The organism is Sphingomonas sp. YR710, from assembly GCF_900101455.1.
In the GTDB taxonomy this organism is placed as follows: Bacteria; Pseudomonadota; Alphaproteobacteria; order Sphingomonadales; family Sphingomonadaceae; genus Rhizorhabdus.
In genome coordinates, this window is the sequence record NZ_FMZJ01000001.1 from 90,174 (window position 1) to 115,271 (window position 25,098).

Sequence of the window (25,098 nt, forward strand, 5' to 3'; positions counted from 1 at the left end):
GGAACGGCAGTCATAAGGGTGCCGTCCCGATCCGTCGCTTATGCGTCATGGACATTGCCCGCGTCCGCTCTAGAAAGCGCGCATCCAAAATGACGGGAGGCGACGTTGGCGCTCAGGCTATTCATCGGCAACAAGGTCTATAGCAGCTGGTCGCTGCGCGGCTGGCTTGCGGTCCGGCAATCGGGGCTGCCGTTCGAGGAGACCGTCGCACCGCTCTATGACGATAGCTGGGACGCGCGGCGCGAGGCGGCCGAGTTCGCGCCGTCCAACGGCAAGGTGCCGATCCTGTGGGACGGCGACGTACCGGTCTGGGAAAGCCTCGCGATCATCGACTATCTCGCCGACAAGGTGGGGGCCGATCGCTTCTGGCCGGCCGATCCGGCGGCGCGGGCGCTGGCCCGGTCAATGGCGTCCGAGATGCATGCCGGCTATCAGGCGCTCCGCCAGCAACACACGATGAACATGCGTCACGTCTATCCGCCCGAACCTTTGACGCCCGAGGTCGCCGAGAATGTCGACCGGATCGTTGCGCTCTGGGATCAGGCGCGGACGCGCTTCGGGCAGGGCGGCGACTATCTGTTCGGCGCGTTTGGCGCGGCCGACATCATGTTCGCCCCGGTCGTCACGCGCTTTCGTACCTATTCGATCCCGCTACCGCCCGCCGCGGCTGCGTATTGCGACGCCGTCCGCGCGCATCCGTTCATGGTCGAGTGGACAGCCGGGGCCGATGCGGAAAGCTGGGTGATCGAGCGGTTCGAACGGAATGCGTCGGTCTGAAGGGCTGGTCAGGGATTCCTGAACCTGATCCGATCGCCCTCGCGGACGAAACGTGATTTGTCACCGTTGCGACGGATATCGGACAGCGCTTGTTTGCGGCATTCTTGACTGCGATTGATGCGCAATGCCACCAGCCGGCGGATCTCTTTGTCGGCGAAGATCATGTCATGCGCCTGCGCGATGCTGACACCGAATTTCTCGCGCGTCGCTTTCACGAGGCGGGTGAAGTCGGAATCATCGAAGTCCATCGGGAGCCTCTTTTCTGCCGTCCGTTTCAGAAATGCGTCCCATCCTTGCGGCAGAAGGTTTGCGAGGGCCCGTCGAGGAGCAGGTTGATATCGGGATAATGACAGGCACTTTTGGAAGCGGCGCCGACCACGACGAACACGACGTCTTCAGCCGTTTCGTTGACGATATGGTGGCCGTTCGCATCGCCCTTGGGATAGGCGATGCAATCGCCGGCCTTCAGCGGCGTACGGCCATGATCGTCTACCAGCACCGCCTCGCCCACCACCATCACGACGAACTCGTCTTCGCCCTCATGCCAGTGCCGCTGCCCGGACCAGGCGCCCGGCTGCAGGGTGACATGGCTAACACCGAAATCGACGAGACCCGCGGATGGGGCTAGTCGGCGGTAGAGGCGGCCCTGCACTTCGCCGGCATAGATCGGCGGATAGCCTGTGGCGTTGGTCTGCGGAATAGCGTCGAGGTCGATCTTGGGCATCGGAACGGGCTGCCTCTTTGCAATTGGCGACGGCGGAGGCTAGGCGAAAGCCGTGAGCACGACAATCGATCCGCTCGATCTCGCCCAGCGCCTGATCGCCTGCCCTAGTGTAACGCCCGCCGATGCCGGCGCGATGGCGGTGATTGCTGACGCGCTCGAATCGATCGGCTTTGATGTACATCGTTTTGCGGCCGGCGCGGCGCCCGACGGACCGATCGAAAACCTGTTCGCCACGCGCGGGGCAGGGGCGCCGCACTTTGCCTTCGCCGGCCATAGCGACGTCGTGCCGCCGGGCGCCGGGTGGGGCGGCGATCCGTTCGTGCCGGAGATTCGCGGCGATTTGCTTTACGGGCGCGGCGCCGTCGACATGAAGGGGGCGATCGCGGCCTTCATCGCGGCTTCCGCGCGCGTCGGCGATCATCCGGGGACGCTCAGCCTGATCATCACGGGGGACGAGGAAGGGCCGGCCACGTTCGGCACGGTCGCTCTGATCGACTGGATGAAGGCGCGCGATATCTGCCCGGACATGTGCCTGGTCGGCGAGCCGACATCGGCGCAGCAACTGGGCGACATGATCAAGATCGGGCGGCGCGGCTCGGTCAATATCTGGATCGATAATCCGGGTATGCAAGGCCATGTCGCTTACCCGCATCTGGCCGACAATCCCGTCCCCGCGCTGATGACGGCGCTCAATGCGCTGGCCGGCTTGCACCTCGACGATGGGAATGACTGGTTCCAGCCATCCAATCTGGAGATCACCACGGTCGATGTCGGCAACAGCGCCACAAACCTGATTCCCGGCCATGCGAGCGCCCGGCTGAACATCCGGTTCAACGACGAACATACGGGCGCCGAACTGGTCGATCGTGTTCGCGCGGTCGTGGCGGAGCATGCGCCGCGGGCGACGGTGAAGGCGATCATTTCCGGCGAAAGCTTCATCACGCCGCCGGGTGCGCTGTCCGCGCTCGTCGCCGGTGCGATCGGTCGGGTGACCGGCATCTCGCCCGAATTTTCGACGACGGGCGGCACGTCGGACGCGCGCTTCCTGTCGCGCATCTGCCCGGTCGTCGAATTCGGCTTGTGCAATGCGACGATGCACAAGCTCGACGAGGCGGTGGCGATCCCCGATCTCTACGCACTTACCGACATTTATGCGGACATCATCCATGAGGCGCTGGCCGGCCGATAAAAGGGTTGGCGCGCGCGCAGGCAGCGGTTATGGGACGGCTCTTCGCGCGATGCGAAGGCAAGGCGATGTGCGGGCGTGGTGGAACTGGTAGACGCGCCGGACTCAAAATCCGGTTCCGCAAGGAGTGTCGGTTCGATTCCGACCGCCCGCACCATCGACTGACGGCACGAAGCGCCGTCTTGCGGCCTGCGGGCCAGCCGCTATAGCAAGGGCATGGTTCCCTTTTCGTTCTGCTCGACCGATCTGCTGCTGCTGCCCGAAGGCGCAGTGTATTGCCCGGGGCTTGGCGCTCTGATGCTCGCCGATCTGCATCTCGAAAAAGCCAGCAGCTTTGCCGCGCGCGGTCAGATGCTGCCGCCTTATGATTCGATCGAGACCCTGCGGCGCGCGGCTCTGCTGGTCGATCGTATTCGTCCACGGACGGTCTATTGCCTGGGGGACAGCTTTCACGATTGCGGCGGTGCCGATCGACTGGAGTCGATTGCGCGCAGTCTCCTGCTGCAATTGACCGCGGCTACCGAATGGGTGTGGATCATCGGCAATCATGATCAAGAGATTTCCGTACCGTTCGGCGGGACGATCGCCGCGGAACGCATGCTCGACGATATCGTGCTGCGTCACGCCGCCGATCCGGCCGACGGGCGACCCGAAATCTCGGGCCATTATCATCCCAAATTCCAGGTGCGCGTGCGCGGGCGACGTGTATCCCGGCCCTGTTTCGTGGCGGGGCGCAGCAAGCTCATCCTGCCGTCGTTCGGCGCGCTGACCGGGGGGATGGATGCCGCCGATCCGGTGATCCTGCGCACGGTCGGCATCGGCGCGCGGGCATTGGTGGCGATGCCGGAACGGTTGCTCGATTTTCCGCTGGCAGCGTGACGAGAACTTTCGGGCGCAGGCTTAGCTAACCGGGAACACCGTCACCGCATTCTTGCGGAAATGGCTCGGGAAAGCGACGCGCAGCGCTTCGACCTTGGGCAGGTCGTTATAGACGATATAGGGATAATCGGGCTTCCGTGTCAGGAAATCCTGATGATAATCCTCGGCCTTGTAGAAGCCTTTGAAGGGTTCGACGCGGGTCACGATCGGTGATCGCCATATCTTCGCGCCCTGCAATTGCGCGATATAGGCTGTCGCCACCTGCTTCTGCTCGGGTGTCGTGGGGAACAAGGCAGTGCGATATTGGGTGCCGCTGTCCGGTCCTTGCCGGTTCAATGTCGTCGGATCGGCGACCACACCGAAATAGATGCGCAGCAGCGTGCCATAGCTGATGACGCGCGGATCATAGGTGATCTGTACCGATTCGGCGTGTCCGGTCGTACCCGAGCCCACGGTCTCATATTCCGCTGTGCTTTTCGCCCCGCCCGAATAACCCGACACGGCGGCCTTCACGCCTTCGACATGCTGAAACACGCCTTGCACGCCCCAGAAGCAGCCGCCTGCAAATATAGCGACGCGCTGGGGGGCGGTATCGGCGGGGTCCACGGCCGGAGCCGGCACTTTGGCAATCGGCCCCGCGGCGACGCTGGGCGCCGGGGCGACCGCGGGGCTGCGCGTTGCCATCGTGCCGAGCGCTACGACGAGTAACAGGCCGGCGGTCAACCCGGCCGCGATCGGCCGGTGCGGAGCGTCTACCAAGGAAGCATCCTTTTTTCCATCTAGTGACTATTATGCCACAGCCATTCGGCGAGGTCGATGGTCTTCTTGAGGCGGGTTTCGGCAGGGCTGAAACGCAGCACCGGCCCGTTCCTGTCGGAGCGGACCGGCGGCATGCGATCGGAAAAGGTTCAGCGCAGCGCGGCGCAGGCGGTCTGGATGCGCTCGCACGCCTTGGTCAGGATTTCCTCGGAGGTCGCGTAGCTGACGCGGAACGCCGGCTCCAGCCCGAACGCCGCACCATGGACCGCGGCGACTCGTGCCTCATCGAGGAAATAGTCGATCAGATCGGCGTCATTGGCGATCAATTTGCCCTTGGGCGTCGACTTGCCGATCAAACCCGAAACGTCGGGATAGACGTAAAAGGCGCCTTCGGGGCGCGGGCAATGGATGCCGCTCGCCTGGTTGAGCATCGATACGACCAGATCGCGGCGCTTCTCGAACGCGGCGTTGCGCTCCTGCAGAAAGTCCTGCGGCCCGTTGAGCGCGGCCGTGGCGGCGGCCTGCGCGATCGAGCAGGGGTTCGATGTCGATTGCGACTGGAGCTTGGCCATCGCCTTGATCAGCGGCGCGGGGCCGCCGGCGAAGCCGATCCGCCAGCCGGTCATCGAATAGGCCTTCGAACAGCCGTTGACCGTCAGGGTGCGCTCGTAAAGATCGGGGGCCACCTGCGCGATCGTCGCGAACTCGAAGCCGTCATAGACGATATGCTCATACATATCGTCGGCCATGATCCACACATGCGGATGGCGGCGCAGCACCTCGGCGATGCCCTTCAGCTCGTCGGCGGTGTAGGCCGCGCCCGACGGGTTCGACGGCGAGTTGAGCAGCAGCCACTTGGTCTGCGGCGTGATCGCGGCATCGATCTGCTCGGGCGTCACCTTATAGTTTTGCGCGGCACCCGCCCGCACGAACACCGGCGTGCCGCCCGCGAACTGGACGATATCGGGATAGCTCACCCAATAAGGTGCCGGGATGATCACCTCGTCGCCGGCCTCCACCGTCGCGACCAAAGCGTTGAACAAGGTATGCTTGCCGCCGACATTGACGCTGATCTGCGATGCTTCGTAGCTCAGCGCATTGTCGCGCTTGAACTTCGCGGCGATCGCCGCCTTCAGCTCGGCGGTGCCATCGACATTGGTATATTTGGTCTTGCCCGCGCGGATCGCCGCGATCGCGGCCTCCTTCACGAAGTCCGGCGTATCGAAATCGGGCTCGCCGGCGCTGAGCCCGATCACGTCGACGCCCTTGGCCTGCAATTCGAGCACGCGGCTCGTCATCGCCAGGGTCGGCGAAGGCGAGATGCGGTTGAGTGCTGCGGAGATGAGGGACATTGGGGGCGCTTTCCTGATTGCGGCGGTTATATGAAGCGCGCGCGCTATAGACCGGGGGCGCCGGAGGGGGCAACCGTTGTTGCGTCGCTCGCGTTCGATGTGCCCTGGCACCTGTCGCCTGCCGGTTCCTGCCGATATTGGCCTTGCCGATACCAGCGTGAGCGGCGCTGAAGAAGTTTCGGGCATTATGGTGCAAATGCACCGAGGTCGTTTAACGCCCATTTGCGGACGTTCCGCCCACGTGCGATAATTGAGATATGCCTGACTTGCTCCACGAATTTTGGCGATCAGAATTCGAGGGTGACTTTGGTCGGGTGAGCAAGATCGGTGACGAGTTCCGCGCTAAAATTTCGCCTGACATGAAATTCGTTTTTGAGGCGTTCGCCGCCTCGTGGAGTCAGGCGATGCGGCTCTACGAAGAGCGCGCCTACGACGAATACGGTAAGTCCTACGACCACTTCCCGGACACTATCTACACGGACGCGGATTTAGAGGATCAGCAGGCTTATTTAATTATGCGCGGGAACGTCCGCTAACCACCCAACTGTCGTCATTCGCGCTTGGTGCATTTGATGCATAATGCCGGAAATTTCCGCCGAAAATTTCATCGATGAAACATGAATGGCGGATAAACGTTGCATAGTCCGATCATGTCAGTCGAACTGGTGCCTCTTCATCCCTCGTCGGTGTCCCGCCGGGACGCTTTCGCCGAAGAATTGAAGCGTCACATTGCGCGCTGCTTCGGCGTCGAGATGATCAGCGACGTCCATGAACGCATGTGCGATCTGGGGCTGCTCGTGCCCCCGGGCAGGAAGAAGCGAAAGCGGCTGACACGGATCTGGCAGGCCGGGCTGCTGTTCATCCATATACCGAAGAATGCGGGTATGTCGGTCAGCGACGCTCTCTATGGCGAACCGATCAACCATGCCTCGATCCGTTATTATCAGAAGGCCCGGCCCGATCTGGTCGAGACATTGCCGAGTTTCGCGGTGCTGCGCGATCCGGTCGAACGGTTCATTTCGGCCTATAATTACGGCCGGGTCGGCGGGACGCACGAAAACCGGATATCGAAGCCGTTCAACGCGCGATATGCGGCGTTCCGATCGATCGACGAAGCGCTCGATCATGTCGAGGCGGCGCGGCGCCCTTATGATGTCGATCATATCTTCCGGCCGCAAAGCTGGTATGTCACCGATCGTCAGGGCCGGATCGCGGTGACCAAGCTGCTGCTGTTCTCCGAGATCAGCCGGATCGGCGAGTTCTTCCCCGATGCGTCGGTGCGGCCGCTCGATCACCTCAATCGCGTGACCGCGACCGAACGGCAGATGACCGATCGGCAGACCGAGCGCGTGCGCGCGCTCTATGCGCAGGATATCGAATTGATCGAAGCGGCGCTGGCGACGCGCCGGATAGCGGCGACTCTGCTAAATGAGCCGGGCCTGGATCAGGCCGCGCAGGGCATTGCCGATCAGGAAACCATTGCCAAGATCGTCGGCGCGTAGATCCCCCTCGATTGCCTGACCCTCTTCCAGCAATCGTTGTCGCAATATGCCGGGCATCAGCCGGCCGGAACGCGGTGTGATCAGCATGCCATCGCGCTCGACGAAGACGTTGGTGAAGCTACCTTCGGTGATGAGTCCGTCATTATCCGCAAAAATGATTTCGAACGTGCCCGCGGCGGTGCGAGCCTCGTCATAAAAGGCGCGGTCGCTGGTCTTGTGCAGCAGGCGAAAGTCTTGCGGTGGCACGGGCAGCGCGAGCAGTTTTACGTCGACCGGTGACTGGACCGGTTCGGGCATCGGCTGCACTTCGATCGAGATGGCGCCACTGCGGGCCAGCAACAGCCGGACCTTGGCATCTTCTCGCAACCGAAAGGAGGCCGCCTGAAGGTCATTGCGGCAATCGTGACGGTTGAAGGTGAAACCAAGCGCCATCGCGCTGGCCTTCATCCGCGCCAGATGGCGATCGAGATCGATGAATCCTTCCATCGGATCGAACCGCATGGTCTCTATCAGGTCGAAAGGCCTGCTCGACATCGCGATGAAACTCCCCTTGGCTAAACACTCCAGCCATTCGTCATTCGGTTTCGAATCGGCAACAATTCCCGATCCTAGCCCAAGTCGCCCATTTTGCTGATCTTTTAGAACCGAAATGGTGCGAATAGCGACGTTGAACGCGGCGTCGCCATTCGGGTCGATGCAGCCGATCGATCCGGTATAGGCGCCGCGCGGCTCGGCTTCGACTTCGTCGATAATCTCCATCGCCCGGATCTTGGGCGCGCCGGTGATCGAGCCGCAGGGGAAAGTGGCGCCGAGCGCATCGATGGCATCCAGACCGTCGATCAGCCGCGCGGTCACCGTCGACGTCATCTGATGGATGGTGGGGTAGGTTTCGACGGTAAACAGGTCGGGCACGTCCACGCTGCCGGCGATGGCGACGCGGGCCAGATCGTTGCGCAGCAGATCGACGATCATCAGATTTTCGGCGCGCTGCTTGGGATCGCCCCGCAGTCGTTCGATGGCAGCGCTATCGGCCGCCGGATCGGCGTGACGGGTTGCTGTGCCCTTCATCGGACGCGCGGTGAAGCGGCCGCCTTCCAATGTGAAGAACAGTTCGGGCGAAAAGGACAGCAGCCAGCGCGCGCCGTCATGGACGATCCCGCCCCAACCGGCGCCGGCCTGCGCACGCAGCATGGCGTAGAGCGCGAGTGGCGATCCTGAAAAGGCGATCTCGGCGGGAAAGGTCAGGTTGGCCTGATAGATGTCACCGGCCGCAATATAGGCCTGCACCTTGTCGAATGCGGCCTGATATTGGGCCTTGCCGATCAGCGGTAGGGGCTCGCTCACCCATGCAGCGGAGGGCGCTGGCAACAGCGCAGCCAGTTCCTCCCCACTGATCCGTACGGCTGTCTCAAACAGCCCGAACCACAATAAGGGGGCAGAATCGAGCGCGCGGGCGCTGAGTTTGGGCTCGATCGCATAGCCGGCCTCGAATGCGATCGCGCCAGCGGCGTGCAGGCCTGATCGGGTGGCGTCGCGCAAGCGTTGGAGCGCGGCATCAACGGCCTCTGGCGTATCGGCGCGAATCTCGTCGACGGGCCGGGTGAACAGCCGGGCGCCGATCGAGCCGGGCCGGGCATCGTCCAGCAACACGAACGGATGGGCGATGTCGAGCATGGCGTTCCATGCTATGGCGCCCGTCGGGGATCAAGCTTGATCGCCGCGGGGAAAGGCGGAGGATGCGTCCGTCTTGCATAAGCGGGCGGCTTTGCGCATGTCGTCGGTATGAACGACAAAGCGAATCCGCCGTTGCGGGCCGCGATCATCCCGGTCACGGCGTTTCAGCAGAATTGCACCTTATTATGGTGCTCGCAGACGATGAAGGGGGCCTTCGTCGATGCCGGCGGTGATCTCGATCGGTTGCTGGCGACGGCGAAGCAGCACGGCGTTACGATCGAAAAGCTGCTGGTGACGCATGGCCATGTCGATCATTGCGGCGCAGCCGGCATCCTCGCCGAACGCCTCGGCGTGCCGATCGAGGGGCCGCACCCCGCAGATCAGTTCTGGATCGATCAGCTCGATGCCGACAGCCGGAAATACAGCATGGAGGCGCGATCGTTCACGCCCGATCGCTGGTTGGCCGATGGCGATCAGGTGACGGTTGGCGATCTGATATTCGACGTCATCCATTGCCCGGGCCACACGCCAGGGCATGTGGTGTTCCACCATCCCGAATCGCGATTGGCGCTGGTGGGCGATGTGCTGTTCCAGGGATCGATCGGACGGACCGATTTTCCGCGCGGCAATCATGGCGATCTGATCGCGTCGATCACCAGCAAATTATGGCCGCTGGGCGGTGAAACCGCCTTTGTCCCCGGCCATGGCCCGATGTCGACCTTCGCGCATGAGCGCGCCGGCAATCCGTTCGTTGGCGATCGGGCACTGGCGGCGGAATAGACAATTTCTCCCCGAGCAAGTTCGGGGAGAAATTACTGCCGCTCAATGCGTGATGGCGATCGCGCCATCGCGAAAAACATAAGGCAGCCATAAGGCGTAGCCGGCCAGCCCGAGCATGACGATGAAGGTCACCAGCACGCCGATCCCGCGCAAGATGTTGGCCGTTCCGCGATCGAGGCCGAAGGCGTGGCAGATGCGCGCCAGTATATAAAGTATGCCTGCTACCCAAAGCCAGGTGTGCGTGCCGGTCGCCAGTTCGATCAGCCCCATCAATATGAGCACGAACGGCGTATATTCGACATAGTTGGAATGCGCGCGCATGCGGGCCGTAAGGCGGATGTCGCCGCCGTCGCCGATCAGAATCTTCCCCTTCACGCGCAGCGCGGCGCAGCGGACGGCCAGCCAGAAATTGACTATGGCTGCGGCGCCGGTGATCGTGAGTGTAACAGGTAATATCGTCATCGCTGTTCCCCTCCGCGGATAATGTCGGTATCAGCCACGCCGAAAGCCCGCCTCAGTCCGCTATCCGGTCGCTAAGGTGGCAGCTTGCAGCGATACTTGCAACGCGGGACGAAATCGCTATAGGTCGCGCGCTCGCGACGAGCCCGGCCGCTCAGGTCCGCGGCCAATTCTGGCTGTCGGTATCTGGCGACTGGGGCCTCGTCGCTTATTTTATTCAGTTAGGAACAGGTGCCGACATGGCCGTCCCCAAGAGAAAAACTTCGCCTTCCAAGCGCAACATGCGTCGTAGCCACGATTCGCTGTCGGTTGAATCGTTTCAGGAATGCCCGAATTGCGGCGAGCTGAAGCGTCCGCACAATCTGTGCAGCGCCTGCGGCCACTATAACGGTCGCGAAATCATCTCCGTCGAGGCCTGATCAAGACCAGCGGGGACATGATGGTGGGACAGGCGCCGCGAATCGCTCTGGATGCGATGGGCGGTGATGGCGGACCGGCGACAACGATCGCCGGCGCTGCGCTTGCGCTTACGCGCGGCGAGTCCGTCCAGTTCACGCTGTTCGGCGATGAGGTCGCGATACGGGCGGAAATGGCGAAGCATCCGATCCTCGCAGGATCGGATGTGGTGCATTGCGACGACGTGATCACTGGCGAGGACAAACCAAGCCAGGCCATCCGCCGAACCAAGACCTCATCGATGGGGCGCGCCATCCTTGCCGTTAAGGAAGGCGAGGCGTCAGCGGCGATGTCCGCCGGTAATACCGGCGCGATGATGGCGATGGCCAAGCTCAGCTTGCGGACGATGCATGGCATCGATCGGCCGGCGCTCGCGGCCCTGATGCCGACGCTGGGCGATAATGATCTGGTGATGCTCGATCTGGGCGCCAATACCGAGTGCGATGCCCGCAACCTTGTGGAATTCGCCGTGATGGGCGCCGCTTATTCGCGGGCGGCCGCGGGTGTTGCCTGCCCGCGCGTGCGATTGCTGAATATCGGTACCGAAGAATTGAAAGGCACGGGCGAACTGAAGGAGGCTGCTGCGGCGCTGCGCGCACAGGATAGCGGCGACTGGACGTTCGAAGGCTTCATCGAGGCCGATCGGCTCGGCCGCGGTGAGGTCGATGTCGTGGTGACCGACGGATTTTCCGGCAATATCGCGCTGAAATCGATCGAAGGCACCGCACGCTTCATCACCGACCTGCTCCGGCGCGCATTTTCGAGTTCGCTGCGTTCGAAGGCAGGCTTCCTGCTGTCTCGTCCGGCTTTCACCTTGCTGCGCGAACATCTTGACCCAAACAATCATAATGGCGCGGTGTTTCTCGGCCTGAACGGGCTTGTCGTCAAAAGCCATGGCGGAGCCGATGCTATCGGGACCGCCAATGCCATTGGCGTCGCGACCCGGATCGCAAGCAACGATATCACCCGCCGAATCACCGAAGATCTCGACAATTTCCGTTCGCGTGCAGCGCTACCGCAAGCCGTTGCATGACCGAATCCAATAAAGGGGGGCCGATGCGGCGCGCTGTCATCATTGGCACTGGATCGGCTCTGCCGGCTCGGCGGGTGACCAATACCGAACTGGCCGAAACCGTCGATACGTCCGACGAATGGATTATCGCGCGAACCGGTATCGAGGCGCGCTATATTGCCGGCGAGGGGGAGACTACGGCGTCACTCGCTACCGAAGCCGCGCGCAAGGCGCTGGACGCCGCCGGCATTGCGCCGTCTGCGGTGGGGCTGATCATTTTGGCCACCGCGACGCCGGACCAGACATTTCCGGCCTCTGCGACCAAGGTTCAGGCCGCGCTCGGCATAAACGATTGCGTTGCGTTTGACGTCCAGGCGGTTTGCTCGGGCTTTCTCTACGCGCTGTCCGTGGCCGAAAGCATGATTCGCGCCGGTACCGCCGATGTGGCGGTCGTGATCGGAGCCGAAACATTCAGCCGCATCCTCGACTGGGATGATCGCACGACCTGCGTTCTGTTTGGCGATGGTGCGGGCGCAGTCGTGCTGCAGGCGCAGGATGGCGAACGTGGTGTGCTGGCAACACGCCTCCACGCCGATGGTCGCCACAATGAGCTGCTTTATGTCGACGGCGGCCCGTCCACGACCGGAACCGTCGGAAAATTGCGAATGAAGGGGCAGGAAGTTTTCCGCCACGCGGTTACCAACCTTGCTAAGGTGACGAATGAAGTCATTGAAGCGGCAGGGCTTTCGGTTGCGGATGTCGATTGGATCGTCCCCCATCAGGCCAATCGCCGGATTCTGGATGCAACGGCCCGCAAGCTGGGGCTCGCCCCGGAAAAGATCATCATCACCGTCGATCAGCACGCCAACACGTCGGCTGCTTCGGTGCCGCTTGCGCTCGACGTGGCCGTGCGCGATGGCCGGATCAAGCCGGGCGACCTTCTTGTGCTCGAAGCGATGGGTGGCGGCTTTACATGGGCCGCAGCCGCAGTACGTTACTGAAACCCTTATTAGATCGTGCTTTGCGTAATCGCGAGTCGCCGATAAGGTACCATCTACTCGCTAGGGTTGGGGGACAGTAATGGCGTTGGAGAACGGGACGTTGACCCGCGCGGATCTATCCGAGCAGGTCCATCGCGAAATAGGGCTTTCGCGGGCAGAATCAGCTTCCATCGTCGAACAGGTGCTCGAACATCTCTGCGCGGCGTTGGCTACCGGTGAAAATGTCAAGATCTCCGGCTTTGGCAGCTTCGTTCTGCGCGAGAAGGGAGAGCGCGTAGGCCGCAATCCCAAGACGGGTGTCGAAGTGCCGATTGCGCCACGGCGCGTATTGACCTTCCGGGCCAGCCAGATGTTGCGCGACCGGATCGTCGCCGGCGAATAAGGTGGAGAACTGATGGTTTCAGGCGGCGAAAAGGCGGAGGATGCGTTTCGAACGATCGGCGAACTCTCGGCCGAGCTTGGAATCCAGCAACATATCCTGCGATATTGGGAAACCCGTTTCCCGCAGCTTCGTCCGTTGCAGCGGGCGGGAAACCGCCGCTATTATCGCCCTTCAGATGCCGCCCTCGTGCGGCGGATCCATAGTCTGCTGAACGAACAGGGTTATACGATCCGGGGCGTTCAGAAGCTGTTGTCGCAAAAGGGCGGGGCGGGGGGCGTCGAGGCTGCTACGGCATCCACACCCCAGCCGATCGCGCCGGCGCCGGTGCTCGTCGTGAACCAGCCCAACATACCGCCAGTCGTGCGGGCCGAACTCAAGGCGATTCGCGACTCGCTGATCGGTGCGCTCGCAACGGACATGGAATAGGCTTAACGCCTTCGTTGAAGCGAATCGGCTTCTTCGGGATTGTCGTCAGCTTATTCCTGATCGGGCCCCAGAGCGGGGTCGAGATCGCGGGGGCGCATGAACAGGGCAAGTTCGCCGCTGCCGGGGCGGATATCTTCCCAATGGTCGACGGGGAACTGGATCTGCGCGATGCTGGCGGTCGGGAATTTCTCTTCGACCTGATCGCGCGCCTCGTCGCCTTCGCTATCCGGCACCAGCATCAGCACCAGATCCTCGAGCCCGGGATTATGCCCGGCGATCAGGACGCTTTCATAGCTGTCGTCGCTCTCGTTCACGACGTCGAGCAGCGCGCCGGCCGAGGCGAGATACAGCCTTTTGTCCCATGCGGGGTTGAGCGTCGTACCGATGCCTTCCGCCATATTTTCAAGGGTCTCGACGACCCTGACGGCCGGCGAGGCGATAATATGATCGAAGGGCAGATGCTCGCTGCGCAGATATTCGCCGATTCGCTGCGCGGCGCGGCGCCCCTTGGCATTCAGCGGGCGATCGAAATCGCGCGCGACCGGATCGTTCCATCCTGATTTGGCATGGCGAAGCAGCACCAGTGTTTTCATCTGCGCCCGACGCCCCCAACTACCATCTGCCCACCGCCGTCTTCCGCTTCATCATTCAGGTGATGCCCGAAACATCGGTCGGAAGAAAGCCGTGGTCTTGCGCAATTTCGGTGCCACCGATCCGGGCCACCGCCTCGTCGAGCGTTACGCGCCGCACCAGCACGCCCTCCGGAAAGGCATTCAGGAGGCGGCTTGGCGTTGCCGCGCCCAGCAGCACGAAATGGCCCTTGTCGCCCGCACTCCGGATCAGGCGGCCGAATGCCTGCCGCAATCGCGCGCGGACGATCGCATCATCATACAGGCTGCCGCCACCCGCCGCCCGCCGCGCAGCGTGCAATACGGTCGGTCGGGGCCAGGGAACGCCTTCCATCACCACGAGCCGCAGCGAATCGCCCGGCACGTCGACGCCGTCACGCAGCGCATCGGTGCCAAGCAGCGAAGCTTTCGGTTCGTCGCGGAAAATATCGACCAAAGTACCTGTGTCGATCGGATCGACATGCTGGGTATAAAGCGGCAGCCCATCGCGGGCGAGCCGGTCCGCAATCCGCGCATGAACGGCCTTCAACCGCGAGATCGCGGTGAACAGGCCCAATGTGCCGCCTCCGGCCGCTGCGATCAGCCGGCTATAGGCCTGGCCGAGCTGTGCGATATCGCCGCGCTTGAAGTCGGTCACGATCAGCACCTCGGCGCTGCTTGCATAGTCGAACGGGCTTGGCACCGCGATATGGCGCGGCCGGTAGCCGAGCGCGGTCGCACCGCTTCGGGCTTCGGCGATCGACCAGTCCTCGCCGTCGCGCAGGGTGGCGGAGGTCACAAGTACGCCGTGTGCGGGTTTGAGCACCGTATCGGCGAGCGGTACCGCAGGGTCGAGCCAATGGCGATGCAGACCGATATCATATTCGCGGCCCTCGCGCCGATCGACTGCGAGCCAGTCGACGAAGTCGGGATCGCCGGGCCCGCCCAGCCGCGCCAGCATCGAAACCCAAACGCCGATCAGTTGGGCGCGATGGGTAAGGCCGGAAATTGCGCCCTCGATTCGCGCGCGTGCCTGCCCATCCAGCCAATCGGGGCCATCCTCCATCACCGCGACCAATCGTTGCCGCAACCGCGCCATCGGTCGCATCAGCGCCTCCAGCGCTTCGATCGCCGGATGCGCCGCATCGATCAGCGCGGGATCGGGCTCGCCGACATCGGTCTCGAGGCCATAGCCGGCGTCCTGGGCGCTGGCCCGCGCGTAAACGGTGGCGCGGGCGGCGGCGAGCATCTTCTCGATCGGGCCCAGCGGCAGGCCCTCGGCCAGGCGTCCAAGCCAGCCATCGCCGGGCAACAATGTGGCCGCCATCGATGCGGCCTCGATCGCCAGCGCGCCTTCTTCATCATAGGATGCAACATCGGACAGGCGCGCAGATAGTCCGCGTCGACGCCCGCGCGACTTGGCTTCGGGCCCGATGATCCACCGTCGCAGCTCGATTGTTTCCTGGCCTGTCAGCGCCGCCGCAAAGGTCGAATCGGCGGCGTCGAACAGGTGATGGCCCTCGTCGAAGATGATTCGGCTGAGCGGATGTCCCTCATCGGCGCGGCGTTGGGCCAGAATCATCACCAATGCATGATTGGCGATGACGATATCGGCGCCTTCGGACGCGCGTGCGGCGCGTTCGATGAAGCATTTCCGGTAATGGGGGCAGCCCGCATAGACACATTCGCCGCGGCGATCGGTGAGCGCCGTCGATCCGGCCCTGCGGAACAGGGTAGGCAGCCAGCCGGGCAGATCGCCGCCCACCATATCGCCGTCGCGGCTATAGGCGGCCCAACGGCCGATCAATTGCGCCAGGATGGCCGCACGATTCTGGAACCCGCCCTGCAAGGCGTCTTCAAGATTGAGCAGGCAGAGATAGTTTTCGCGCCCCTTGCGAACCACGACCTTTTCTCGCCGGATTGCCGGATCGGGGTAGATGCGCCGGGTCTCCTGATCGAGCTGGCGTTGCAGCGCCTTGGTATATGTCGATATCCAGACATTGCCCTGCGCCTGTTCTGCCCAGAGCGAGGCGGGCGCGAGATAACCCAATGTCTTGCCGATCCCGGTGCCCGCCTCGGCCAGCACCAGATTGGGGCGCCCCTCGGCCAACCGCGGATCGAAGGCGCGGGCGCTGGCGACGGCATAATGCTTCTGACCCTCGCGGGGTTCGGCATTCGACCCCACGATCGTCGTCAGCCGATCGGTTGTCTCGATCTCGCCTAGCATCACGTTGCGCGGCTGTGGCCGGGCAGGGGCCTCATCCCATTCGGGCAGTCGCGCGAACAGGGTGCGCTCGCTTCGCGCGGGCTCGCGCAGGAGATGCCCCACCGCATGCGCCCAGGGCCAGCGCAGCCGGCCCAGCGACTGTGCAACATTCCATGCGCCATCGCGCTCCGCCCACTCCTGCGATGCGGCCATGCGATTGAGCAGCGCGCGCGCTGCAACGATCAGGAAGGCGGCAGCCTGCGCGTCGTTGCGTGGCGCTTCCAGCCCCAGCACCCGCGCGATCCCGGCCGGCGTCGGGACCGCAAAGCGGGCAGGGTGGACGAAGGCAAACAGCTCGAGCAGGTCGAGCCCCGAAAATTCGCCATGGCCGAGCCGGTTGGCGGTCACTTCGGCATTCAGCACGATCATCGGCGTCTCGGCTGCGCGCACAACCGCCTCGCGCCGTCCTATTCCGCGGACCTCACCATCGGCTGACGCGATCCAGACGCCGCCGTGCGTCGCGTACAGCGCTGGATAGGGAAGGATGGGGGCCATCATCTAGACTAAGTGTAAGCCAGGAGGGCAGGGAGAGGAACGGCGAAGTTGACCGAGCCGCCGCCCGCCTTATCGCGGATCAACGGGATATCGCGGGCATCATTCGGACGTGCCGAAATTGGGAAAGCCGTAGCTTTGCGCCACCAGCATCGTGTGCGTGCCGGCGACATGGTTGATAACCTGGACGACCTCGCGCGTGTAACGCAGCAGATTGTAGGGATTGCGGTAGGATGCGCTGATCAGGATATCGAAGGCATTCGATCCGTGAATGATGCTGGCGTTGGTGAGCAGCAGCGGTAGCTTACCCATGTCGAGATTCTCGTCGATCCACTTGCGCGAGCGGCTGACGATCTCCGTGACGATGCGTTCCTGCGTGGGTTCAGGCCCGTCGCGACTTTGCTCCCAGCCCAGCCGCTCCTCGCGCAGCGACCCCAGATCGACCGATACGGCGATCATGCCTTGTTCGGGCAGATCGACCTTTTCCGCATGGCCGGCCGGCCAGAGGATTTCCGAGATGCTGTCATCGTTGATCAGCCGGGTCAGCGCCTTCGCCACAGCCTGGCGTTCATGATCGGTCAGTCCTTGCTGATCGCCCTTTTGAAACCATTCCAGCAGCGACTTGCTTTCCAGAAACGACTGACGATTGTGGAGTCGTGGAAATTCGGCGGCCAGCGCCCGCAATATCCGCTCCGAAGCGCCAGGTGGGCGGGCGGAGGCCGAATCCTTCGTGACCTTCATGATGTCCTCAATGTCGATAGTTCGAACTTCTGAGATTGGACACAGACGCAGCGGCTGTCACGTCTTATGTAGAGATGCCCGAGCTTCGCACCGATCTAGCGCGGAATGTTTCCGGCTTCAGAAGGGGGCCGACTTCAGACCGGGAGGAACCCCGTTCGCTGCAGCCGATCAACCGAATCACGGGCCACCGGTGCGCAGGTGCCGTTCACCAGCCGGATCTCGCGATTGCGGCCCGCGCCGTTCACGCCGGCTACGGCATTGCTTGCGATCCACCAGCTCCGGTGTGTCTGCTCGCCGGGGCTGTCGTCCATTTCGGCAATTGCGTCCCGTAGTCGCAGCAGCAGCAACTCGCTTTGCTTGTGGCCATGGACGCGCACATAATGATCCTCGCTCTCCAACGCCAGGATGTCGCCTTCGAAACGGGGGCTGAGGCGGGCATAGAGGCGTGGCCGCTGCGATGTTTGCGATGCCGCTTCGTTGCCGCCATTCTGGCGCGATCCGCGATCGGGATTGTACTTTGGCGGAAGAGCTGGCGCCCCGTCTCCGCGCGACGGACGGGCGGCGTCATAATAGTTCAGCAGCTGATCGTCGGCACGTTTTGCCCACCACACTATGCCCAGGTTCATCAGCGCAAACAGCAGAGCGAGCGGGAATAGCCCCGAGCCGACCTGAAGCCGAATTTCGTCCTGCCCGGCCACCCGCCAGATGTAAGTCATGGGGAAGCTGGAGGCGATCAGCCCCCAGAAGACCAGCGGTCCCCGCGGCAGCCCCGTCGCCTTTGCCAGCCACCGCCAGAAGATGATCGCGGGTCGCATGAACATATAGGCCGCACCCAGCACGCCGAGCCAGTGCCCGGCGCGCATCAGAAAATCGCCCATCAGATACGTTCCGAACGGCCCCAGAAACCCGAAGACCGCCGACATCATCAGGACGGCCCAGATTTCCAGCAGCGCGCGTCTTATCCGTTTCACGCAAACTCTCTTCCGGTTCGCGAAGCGCGAACCGCCACTATGTCGATTTTTCAAGGCCATTCAAGCAGCCCGGCCCCGTTACGCAATCGCCCTTGTCCGCGATTCGCCGATGTCCATGTGGGGCCCATGGCAACGGCAGCTCGCCGCAGGCCGCAGGCCGGGTACGGATGAGCACAACATTGGAGGTCCACATGAGCAACATTCTTGACGTCAAGCACATCATTCTGGGGCTTGGTTTCGCCATTCTGGCGCAGATCGGCGCTTTCGCTCTGGTTCTGGGCTGAGTTCGTCAGTGTAAGCCGGTCGGCCCTCGACCGGCCGGAGGACAAGGATCCGACGGTAAAAATGTGCATATGCACATTGATCCCATTCCGATACTGTCAAGCAGTGTCGGGGGGCATCATTGGTCAAGATACGATCTGCTGAACTCAGTCTCTGCGGTTGCGATGTCGGTTCGATACGGCGTCGCCGGGGATGATATTCAACTCGCTCATCTTCGTCGCATTTTTCGCGATCGTGCTCGGGCTCCACAGCCTGCCGCTCCCGTGGAACGCGAAGAAGATCAATCTGCTGATCGCCAGCTATATCTTCTATGCGGCATGGAATCCGCCGTTCGTCATCCTGCTGTGGGTGTCCACGGTGGTCGACTGGTTCGCCGCCCGCGCGCTCGTCACCGCGAAGGACCAATGGCACCGGCGGCTTTGGATGCTGATTTCGGTCATCGCGAACGTCGGCATGCTCGGCTATTTCAAATATGGCCAGTTCCTGGTCGACAGCTTCTCGTCGATCGCGCTGGCGGTGGGGCTGCACTACAGCCCCCCCAAATATGATATCGTCCTGCCGATCGGCATTTCCTTCTACACGTTCGCGACGATGTCCTACACGCTGGACGTCTATCTGCGCCGTGCCGCGCCCGCCCGGAATTTCCTCGATTATGCGCTGTTCGTAACCTTCTTCCCGCACCTTGTGGCGGGGCCGATCATGCGGCCGACCGAACTGGTTCCGCAGTTCGCCACGCCGCGTAAGGCCAGCGGCGATCAACTGCGGTTCGGGCTGGCGCTGATGACGCTCGGCCTGTTCCAGAAGGTGGTGCTCGCGGATGGCTTTCTCGGCCCCGTCGTCGAGGCGGTCTATGATGCGGACAAGACGCCGGGCATGCTCGATTCGTGGATGGCGACGATCGCCTTCAGCGGCCAGATCTTCTGCGATTTCGCAGGTTATTCGACGACTGCGATCGGTGTCGCCTTGTGCCTGGGCTTCGCGATGCCCGACAATTTTCGCTTCCCATATGCGTCGATTGGCTTCTCGGATTTTTGGCGTCGCTGGCACATCTCCTTGTCGTCGTGGCTGCGCGACTATGTTTACATTCCGCTGGGCGGCAATCGGCATGGTGAACTTCGTACCTATGTTTCGCTGATGTCGACGATGCTGATCGGCGGGCTGTGGCATGGCGCCAGCTGGACCTTCGTGTTCTGGGGCGGACTGCATGGCGTTTATCTTGCGATCGAGCGCCTGCTGCGGAAGCTGTTCCGCGATTATCGGCCGGGCCCCGCTGCGATCGCGGGGCTGGGCCTGATTACCTTCCTTCTGGTCGATATCGCCTGGGTATTCTTCCGGGCGAAGACCTTTGCTAAGGCCAGTATCGTCATTACCGGCATGGCGGGCCTGAACGCCCATCCGGTGCCGTTGCTGGCGGCGATCTATCTGGCGACGACCGGCGTGATCGTGGGCGGCATCCTGTGCGCGCACTGGCTCATGCGCAACCGCACGCTCGAAGCCGTGGTCGCGCGCACCCACCCGGTAGTGGTTACCGGCATCCTGGCGGTCATGGGATTCTCTGTGGTCGCAGAACATGGGGCAGGCGATGCCTTCATCTATTTCCAGTTCTGACGTCGGATCGGCGGCGGGCCCGCGCCACGCTTTGTCGCCGGGCCTTCGGTTGACCGCGTCGGATCGCCCTGGCGTCGCGCAACCGGTGCCGGAGCGCGACATACCGGATCGCCCGTGGCGGGCGATTTCGCTGGCAGCCTTCCTGATCGTCGCGATTCTTACCAGCCTATGGGAAGTGCGGATGCGCCAGTTGGGCCTTACCCCTGGCGATCTTGGCGACAATGCCTCGGCCTGGGCGGAGCAGCGCCGCCGGATCGACAGTGAGCCGATCAAGGTGGCGATCGTGGGCGATTCGCGGATCCTGTTCGATACCGATCTCTCCCGCTTTCAGCAGCTCACCGGCGTTCGGCCGCTGCAACTCGCGTTGCCGGGAACGAACGGCCGGCCGGTGCTCGAGGATCTCGCCGCCGATCCCAAATTCAAGGGGCTGGTGATCGTCGGCATGGCCGACACATCCTATTTTCGCGACAAGATCGGGTTCATGAAGCAGGCGCTCGATCTCGGTCATTGGGAGTCGCCGGCCAAGCGTGGCTCGTTCGTGATCCATCGTTTTCTGGCGCAGCATCTCGCTTTCCTCGAAACCGAATATCGGCTGAGCACCCTCGTCGCCCGGACAGATCCGAACTGGCGAGCGGGAGTTGAGGGGCCCTACAACGATGTTTGGAAGATCGGTCAGTCTTTCGGCGATCGCCAGACGTTCATGTGGCCGCGGATCGAGCAGGATGAACGTCTCCGCCAGCATGCGCTCGCGGCCTGGGGCGGCTTTCGCGGGCCCCCGGTGAAGCCCGCGATCATAGCGATGACACAGGCGAAGACGCGTGCCGCCGTCGACACGATCAGGGCGCGGGGCGGCGATGTGATTTTCGTGCGCCCGCCCTCGATCCCCGAAATCCGCGCGAATGAGGAGAAACGCATTCCGAAAGCGAGGGGCTGGGATGCCCTGCTGACGACGAGCCATAGTGCAGGCATTCATATCGACGATCTGCCTGCTGCGCAGGGGCTGGTGATCCCGGAGGGCTCGCATGTCAGCCGGGCCTGCGCGACGGTATTTACCGACGCCTATGTCCGGCGACTGGTGACATTGATGCCACGGCTGCACCTGATGGCAAATGCGCCAGCGCCGCTGTCGGCGCGAGACTGCCGCCCCCGGACAGCGGGCTGAGCCAGCGCTGGGGAGTTGGCGCGCGGGCGAATCGCCCCTAAAGGGGCGCCACCATGGAACAGTCATATTCTCCCGCCGATCTGCGCGCCGCAGCTCTCACCTCCAAGGCCTGGCCCTATGAAGAGGCGCGCAAGCTGCTCAAGCGCTATGAGAAAGGCGCGCCGGAGAAAGGCTATGTGCTGTTCGAGACCGGCTATGGCCCGTCGGGCCTGCCGCATATCGGCACGTTCAACGAAGTGCTGCGCACGACGATGGTGCGCCATGCCTATGAAGCACTGTCCGATCTGCCGACCCGGTTGATCGCGTTCAGCGACGATATGGATGGGCTGCGCAAGGTGCCGGACAATGTGCCGAACCAGGCGATGCTGACCGAATATCTCGGCAAGCCTTTGACGCAGGTGCCCGATCCGTTCGGGAAATTCGAAAGTTTCGCGCATCATAATAATGCGATGCTGCGGCAATTTCTCGATCGCTTCGGCTTCGAATATGATTTCCGATCGGCGACCGAGGGGTATCAGTCGGGCCAGTTCGATGAAGCGCTCAAGGCGATCCTGCGCCATTATGATGCGATCATGGCCGTAATGCTGCCGACGCTGCGCAAGGAACGGCAGGCGACCTATTCGCCGGTGCTGCCGATCAGCCCGAAGAGTGGGATCGTGCTGCAGGTGCCGGTCGAGGTTGTCGATGTCGAGGCCGGGCTGGTGCGCTTTACCGACGATGGCGACGTGATCGAGCAGTCGATTCTCGGCGGCGGTGCGAAGCTGCAGTGGAAGGTCGACTGGGCGATGCGCTGGGTCGCGCTCGGCGTCGACTACGAGATGTCGGGCAAGGATCTGATCGATTCGGTCCAGCAGTCGTCGAAGATCACCCGCGTGCTTGGTGCACGGCCGCCTGAAGGCTTCAATTACGAGATGTTCCTCGACGAAAAGGGCGAGAAGATCTCGAAGTCGAAGGGCAATGGCCTCAGCCTCGACCAGTGGTTGACCTATGGCCCCGAGGAAAGCCTGGCCTTTTACGCCTATCGCGAGCCGAAGAAGGCCAAGCAGCTCCATATGGGCGTGATCCCGCGCGCGGTTGACGAATATTGGCAGTTCCGCGGCAACTATGCCGCGCAGCCGATCGAGCAGAAGCTCGGCAATCCGGTCCACCACATCCATAACGGCCAATTGCCGCAGGGCGAACTGCCGGTGACGTTCGGGCTGCTGCTAAACCTTGTCGGCGTGATGGGCGATGCCTCGAAGGGGCAGGTTTGGGGCTATCTGGCCAATTACCTTCCCGATGCCACTGCCGACGAATATCCCGAGCTCGACCGGCTGATCGGCTATGCGCTCGCCTATCACCGCGATTTCGTCGCGCCGACGCTCAGGCGCCGGGCACCGACCGTCAATGAGGCGGCGGCGCTTAAGGATCTCGACGCGCGGCTGGCGGCGATGCCCGCCGACGCATCGGCCGAGGATATCCAGAACGAGGTCTACGCGATCGGCAAGGAAGAGGCCTATGGCTTCGAAACCCTGCGTGACTGGTTCAAGGCCTTGTACGAGACTCTGCTGGGTGCCGAGCAGGGGCCGCGTATGGGCAGCTTCATCGCGCTCTACGGGGTCGAAAACAGCCGCAAACTGATCGCCGAGGCGCTGGCCTGATCTTTTTTGTTTCGGCGGAAACATAACCGCCAACCAGCGTTGATTGGACGGTCCTTCCCCCTTGGACTGGCATGTCGCGCTATACCGCGACATACCGGCCGCGCCGTTGCGTGTAACGGCGCGGCCCCAGGGCGGATGTTTACTTGCCCTTCTGCGTCTTGATCCATGAATCGATCTTTTCCTCGAGCACGATCATCGGCAATGCGCCGGTGTCCAGCACCTGTGCATGGAAGGCGCGGGGATCGAAGCTGGCGCCAAGTTCGGCTTTCGCCTTGGCCTTTTCCTTCAGGATGGTGAGCGCGCCGATCTTGTAGGCCAGCGCCTGACCGGGGATGGCGATATAGCGCTCCACCTCGGCAGTGGCATCCGTCTTGCCCATGCCGCTATGGCCCAGCATGTAGGCGATCGCCTGGTCGCGGCTCCAGCCTTTGGCGTGGATGCCGGTATCGACGACGAGCCGCATCGCGCGCAGCATTTCATCATCCAGTCCGCCGAAGCGCTGATAGGGATCGGTTTCCATGCCCAGATCCTTCCACAGCGTCTCGGCATAGAGCGCCCAGCCCTCGACATAGGCGGTGTTGCCGCCGAATCGCATGAAAGCCGGCAAAGCGGCATTTTCCTGCGCGAGGCTGATCTGGAAATGATGTCCGGGGACCGCCTCGTGGAGGAACAATGTTTCCATGCCCGGGGTGGTGCGCGATGGCAGATCATAGCTGTTATAATAAAAGACGCCCGGCCGTGAGCCGTCAGGCGTTCCCTGCTGATAGCTGCCGCCGGCTTCCGTCTTCTCGCGATAGGGTTCGACGGGGCGAATTTCGAGCGGGCTTTTGGGCACCAGTGCGAATTGTTCGGGAATGCGGGCGTCGATCCGCTTGCCGATCGCGACATAGGCATCGCGCAACCATTCCTTGCTGGGTGGTTTGAACCGGGGGGCGGCGCGAATATATTCGAAGAACTCGCCCAGCGTGCCTTTGAATCCCACCTGCACCCGGATCTTTTCCATCTCGTCGGTGATTCGTGCGACCTCGCGCAGCCCGAGTTGATGGACGTCCTCGGCCTTGAGCGGCAGGGTCGTGTTCTGCTCGATCAGATATTCGTAGAGCCTGTCGCCGCCCTTCATCCCGCCCAGGCCGACGCTGTCGCGGGCAACCGGCAGATAGTCGTTCTTCAGGAAGTCACGCAGCCGGATATAGGCGGGGACGATGCCGTCGCGGATCATCGCCGTATATTCAACCTTCAGCCGAGCCTGATCGGCGGGTGCGATGTCCTTCGGAAATTGGAGGACAGGGCCGTAAAAGGTCGAACCTTCGATGCCCTGCTGGAGCTGCAGGTTGAGCTGGTCGATGACATTGTTGACCACCAGCTTCGGCTGGACCACGCCCATCTTCATGCCCTGGCGAAAGCGTCCGATCGCGGCATCGAGCATCGCGATATATTCGCGATGGCGTTTCAGGTTATTCTCATAGTCGGCGAGCGTCTTGAACGGCGCGGCGCCCTGACCCGATGCGAAGCCGGGATAGAAGGTGTGGAAGCCGCTGAAATGGTCGATCGGCCGCACCGCGCTCAGCACCAGCAGATCGGGCTGGAGACCCTTCAGGCCTAGCTCAGTCTGCCATTTGAAGACGTCATACGCGATTTGATCGGTGGGATTGAGCCTGGACCGCTCGATCTTAGACAGTCCGGCGAGATCGGCTTCGCCCGCCTTGCGCTCGCCATCGAAATAGGCGTCGGATATATAATCGCCGAGACGGTCCGCATAGCGCAGGTCGCCGCGAAACATCGCGCTGATCGGATTGCGCTTCAGCGAAGCCTCGTCGCTGTCGTGAAACAGTTGCAGCAACGCTTTGTCCTCCGCGCTTTCGATCGGGGCTGAAACCGGGGTGGCCGCGGGAAGGGCGGGGGACATTACAGCGCAAAAAGCGGCGCTGAGCAGCAGGGAAGGTCGGGACATGGAAGGCA

25 protein-coding genes and 1 tRNA gene are annotated in these 25,098 nt (G+C 62.6%); 15 read left to right on the forward strand and 11 right to left on the reverse strand.

Annotated elements, in window-relative coordinates:
• Nucleotides 1-105: 105 nt before the first annotated feature.
• Nucleotides 106-777, forward strand: coding sequence for a glutathione S-transferase family protein (locus BLS13_RS00430; protein WP_093448814.1), 672 nt, complete (start codon nt 106-108; stop codon nt 775-777).
• Between the two features lie 8 nt (nt 778-785).
• Here the strand turns inward: BLS13_RS00430 and BLS13_RS00435 are convergent, their stop codons facing one another.
• Both BLS13_RS00435 and BLS13_RS00440 read right to left on the reverse strand, forming a co-directional pair.
• A complete protein-coding gene (locus BLS13_RS00435) occupies nt 786-1,025 on the reverse strand; it encodes a hypothetical protein (RefSeq protein ID WP_093448816.1) in 240 nt (79 codons plus the stop codon).
• Between the two features lie 26 nt (nt 1,026-1,051).
• Nucleotides 1,052-1,501 carry a cupin domain-containing protein gene (locus BLS13_RS00440; RefSeq protein ID WP_093448819.1) on the reverse strand — a complete coding sequence of 150 codons (450 nt, stop codon included), beginning with the start codon at nt 1,499-1,501 and terminating at the stop codon, nt 1,052-1,054.
• 52 nt (nt 1,502-1,553) lie between these two features.
• Here BLS13_RS00440 and dapE point away from each other — a divergent pair, with 52 nt between their 5' ends.
• From dapE to pdeM, 3 genes are all read left to right on the forward strand, one after another.
• Nucleotides 1,554-2,690: a succinyl-diaminopimelate desuccinylase gene (gene dapE / locus BLS13_RS00445; RefSeq protein WP_093448822.1), complete on the forward strand. Its 1,137-nt coding sequence runs from the start codon at nt 1,554-1,556 to the stop codon at nt 2,688-2,690.
• Nucleotides 2,691-2,759: 69 nt separating this feature from the next.
• Nucleotides 2,760-2,844 (forward strand) — tRNA-Leu (locus BLS13_RS00450).
• Between the two features lie 59 nt (nt 2,845-2,903).
• Complete coding sequence (pdeM, locus tag BLS13_RS00455) at nt 2,904-3,566, forward strand: ligase-associated DNA damage response endonuclease PdeM (RefSeq protein WP_093448824.1); 663 nt, start codon at nt 2,904-2,906, stop codon at nt 3,564-3,566.
• Nucleotides 3,567-3,587: 21 nt separating this feature from the next.
• Here the strand turns inward: pdeM and msrA are convergent, their stop codons facing one another.
• The gene (msrA, locus tag BLS13_RS00460) at nt 3,588-4,325 is read right to left on the reverse strand and encodes a peptide-methionine (S)-S-oxide reductase MsrA (RefSeq protein WP_256325632.1); all 738 of its coding nucleotides are present in this window, start codon (nt 4,323-4,325) and stop codon (nt 3,588-3,590) included.
• Between the two features lie 149 nt (nt 4,326-4,474).
• Complete coding sequence (locus BLS13_RS00465; RefSeq protein WP_093448827.1) at nt 4,475-5,677, reverse strand: pyridoxal phosphate-dependent aminotransferase; 1,203 nt, start codon at nt 5,675-5,677, stop codon at nt 4,475-4,477.
• A 257-nt stretch (nt 5,678-5,934) separates the two neighbouring features.
• Between BLS13_RS00465 and BLS13_RS00470 the strand changes: the two genes are divergently transcribed.
• Together BLS13_RS00470 and BLS13_RS00475 are read left to right on the forward strand one after the other, a co-directional pair.
• Nucleotides 5,935-6,213 carry a hypothetical protein gene (locus tag BLS13_RS00470; RefSeq protein ID WP_093448830.1) on the forward strand — a complete coding sequence of 93 codons (279 nt, stop codon included), beginning with the start codon at nt 5,935-5,937 and terminating at the stop codon, nt 6,211-6,213.
• 99 nt (nt 6,214-6,312) lie between these two features.
• Complete coding sequence (locus BLS13_RS00475) at nt 6,313-7,179, forward strand: sulfotransferase family protein (RefSeq protein WP_143011826.1); 867 nt, start codon at nt 6,313-6,315, stop codon at nt 7,177-7,179.
• Here BLS13_RS00475 and pabB read toward each other — a convergent pair.
• Entirely contained in the window at nt 7,102-8,853 is a 1,752-nt protein-coding gene (gene pabB / locus BLS13_RS00480) for an aminodeoxychorismate synthase component I (protein WP_176943368.1), read from the reverse strand. The genes BLS13_RS00475 and pabB overlap by 78 nt on opposite strands.
• 108 nt (nt 8,854-8,961) lie before the next feature.
• On the opposite strand from pabB, the gene BLS13_RS00485 reads away from it, so the two are divergent.
• Nucleotides 8,962-9,633 (forward strand): MBL fold metallo-hydrolase, encoded by a 672-nt coding sequence (locus BLS13_RS00485; protein ID WP_093448834.1) that lies wholly within the window; start codon nt 8,962-8,964, stop codon nt 9,631-9,633.
• A 42-nt stretch (nt 9,634-9,675) separates the two neighbouring features.
• Here the strand turns inward: BLS13_RS00485 and BLS13_RS00490 are convergent, their stop codons facing one another.
• Nucleotides 9,676-10,095, reverse strand: coding sequence for an MAPEG family protein (locus BLS13_RS00490; RefSeq protein ID WP_093448837.1), 420 nt, complete (start codon nt 10,093-10,095; stop codon nt 9,676-9,678).
• A 236-nt stretch (nt 10,096-10,331) separates the two neighbouring features.
• Here BLS13_RS00490 and rpmF point away from each other — a divergent pair, with 236 nt between their 5' ends.
• The 5 genes from rpmF to BLS13_RS00515 all read left to right on the forward strand — a co-directional run bounded on the left by rpmF (nt 10,332) and on the right by BLS13_RS00515 (nt 13,369).
• Complete coding sequence (gene rpmF, locus BLS13_RS00495) at nt 10,332-10,511, forward strand: 50S ribosomal protein L32 (protein WP_037527704.1); 180 nt, start codon at nt 10,332-10,334, stop codon at nt 10,509-10,511.
• 23 nt (nt 10,512-10,534) lie between these two features.
• Nucleotides 10,535-11,581, forward strand: coding sequence for a phosphate acyltransferase PlsX (gene plsX / locus BLS13_RS00500; protein ID WP_176943393.1), 1,047 nt, complete (start codon nt 10,535-10,537; stop codon nt 11,579-11,581).
• A gap of 23 nt (nt 11,582-11,604) precedes the next feature.
• Nucleotides 11,605-12,561, forward strand: a complete 957-nt coding sequence (locus BLS13_RS00505) for a beta-ketoacyl-ACP synthase III (RefSeq protein WP_093449481.1) — start codon at nt 11,605-11,607, stop codon at nt 12,559-12,561.
• 79 nt (nt 12,562-12,640) lie between these two features.
• Nucleotides 12,641-12,943 (forward strand): integration host factor subunit alpha, encoded by a 303-nt coding sequence (locus tag BLS13_RS00510; protein ID WP_037527706.1) that lies wholly within the window; start codon nt 12,641-12,643, stop codon nt 12,941-12,943.
• Between the two features lie 12 nt (nt 12,944-12,955).
• Nucleotides 12,956-13,369 carry a MerR family transcriptional regulator gene (locus BLS13_RS00515; RefSeq protein WP_093448842.1) on the forward strand — a complete coding sequence of 138 codons (414 nt, stop codon included), beginning with the start codon at nt 12,956-12,958 and terminating at the stop codon, nt 13,367-13,369.
• Between the two features lie 50 nt (nt 13,370-13,419).
• On the opposite strand, the gene BLS13_RS00520 is transcribed toward BLS13_RS00515, so the two are convergent.
• The 4 genes from BLS13_RS00520 to BLS13_RS00535 all read right to left on the reverse strand — a co-directional run bounded on the left by BLS13_RS00520 (nt 13,420) and on the right by BLS13_RS00535 (nt 18,447).
• Nucleotides 13,420-13,962, reverse strand: a complete 543-nt coding sequence (locus tag BLS13_RS00520; RefSeq protein WP_093448845.1) for a SixA phosphatase family protein — start codon at nt 13,960-13,962, stop codon at nt 13,420-13,422.
• Between the two features lie 55 nt (nt 13,963-14,017).
• Nucleotides 14,018-16,738 carry an ATP-dependent DNA helicase gene (locus BLS13_RS00525; RefSeq protein WP_176943394.1) on the reverse strand — a complete coding sequence of 907 codons (2,721 nt, stop codon included), beginning with the start codon at nt 16,736-16,738 and terminating at the stop codon, nt 14,018-14,020.
• Nucleotides 16,739-16,837: 99 nt separating this feature from the next.
• Nucleotides 16,838-17,476, reverse strand: a complete 639-nt coding sequence (locus BLS13_RS00530; RefSeq protein WP_256325633.1) for a hypothetical protein — start codon at nt 17,474-17,476, stop codon at nt 16,838-16,840.
• A 134-nt stretch (nt 17,477-17,610) separates the two neighbouring features.
• Nucleotides 17,611-18,447, reverse strand: coding sequence for a LytTR family DNA-binding domain-containing protein (locus BLS13_RS00535; protein WP_176943369.1), 837 nt, complete (start codon nt 18,445-18,447; stop codon nt 17,611-17,613).
• 474 nt (nt 18,448-18,921) lie between these two features.
• Between BLS13_RS00535 and BLS13_RS00540 the strand changes: the two genes are divergently transcribed.
• From BLS13_RS00540 to BLS13_RS00550, 3 genes are read left to right on the forward strand one after another with little or no spacing between them, the layout of a single operon-like run.
• Nucleotides 18,922-20,337: an MBOAT family O-acyltransferase gene (locus tag BLS13_RS00540; protein ID WP_093448850.1), complete on the forward strand. Its 1,416-nt coding sequence runs from the start codon at nt 18,922-18,924 to the stop codon at nt 20,335-20,337.
• On the forward strand, nt 20,312-21,499 hold the full coding sequence (locus tag BLS13_RS00545) for a hypothetical protein (RefSeq protein WP_143011827.1): 1,188 nt from the start codon (nt 20,312-20,314) through the stop codon (nt 21,497-21,499). The genes BLS13_RS00540 and BLS13_RS00545 overlap by 26 nt, the downstream gene beginning before the upstream one ends.
• A gap of 53 nt (nt 21,500-21,552) precedes the next feature.
• Nucleotides 21,553-23,139 carry a lysine--tRNA ligase gene (locus tag BLS13_RS00550; protein WP_093448855.1) on the forward strand — a complete coding sequence of 529 codons (1,587 nt, stop codon included), beginning with the start codon at nt 21,553-21,555 and terminating at the stop codon, nt 23,137-23,139.
• A gap of 139 nt (nt 23,140-23,278) precedes the next feature.
• Here the strand turns inward: BLS13_RS00550 and BLS13_RS00555 are convergent, their stop codons facing one another.
• Nucleotides 23,279-25,090: a DUF885 domain-containing protein gene (locus BLS13_RS00555; protein ID WP_093448858.1), complete on the reverse strand. Its 1,812-nt coding sequence runs from the start codon at nt 25,088-25,090 to the stop codon at nt 23,279-23,281.
• Between the last annotated feature and the right edge of the window lie 8 nt (nt 25,091-25,098).